1 pseudogene is annotated in these 451 nt (G+C 30.6%); it reads left to right on the top strand.

The features are described 5' to 3' along the window. A pseudogene (locus K0039_RS21325) lies at window positions 1-359 on the top strand (phosphoribosylaminoimidazolecarboxamide formyltransferase); the annotation flags it as partial. Window positions 360-451 lie beyond the last annotated feature (92 nt).

Below are 451 nucleotides of genomic sequence, written 5' to 3'. Positions count from 1 at the left end.
TAAACTTAAAATTCAAAAAGGATATAGGTCGTCCAGATAGAGACAACACTATTGATGTATATCTTTCTGATGATTATATGGATGTGCTTGCTGATGGCATATGGCAAAACTTTTTTGAAGAAAAACCAGAGCCTCTAACTGGAGAAGGAAAAAGAGCATGGCTTAAAACTTTAACAGGAGTAGCACTTGGTTCAGATGCATTTTTCCCATTTGGTGATAATATAGAGCGTGCAAAAAGGAGTGGGGTAAGCTTTATAGCACAACCAGGTGGTTCTATTCGTGATGATAATGTTATATTAACTTGTAATAAGTATAACATAGTCATGGCATTTACTAAAAATAGATTATTCCATCATTAAAATACTGAAAATATAAAGATAATATAGATTAAGTAAAAATCTACAACAAGTTTTGTTGTAGATTTTTTTATTTGCTGTATAATTTTAAATAG

The sequence above is a fragment of the Terrisporobacter mayombei genome, assembly GCF_020748465.1.
Lineage (GTDB): Bacteria > Bacillota > Clostridia > Peptostreptococcales > Peptostreptococcaceae > Terrisporobacter > Terrisporobacter mayombei.
Note: the sequence above shows the minus strand (reverse complement) of the source record. Positions and strands in the feature narration are given on the sequence as shown.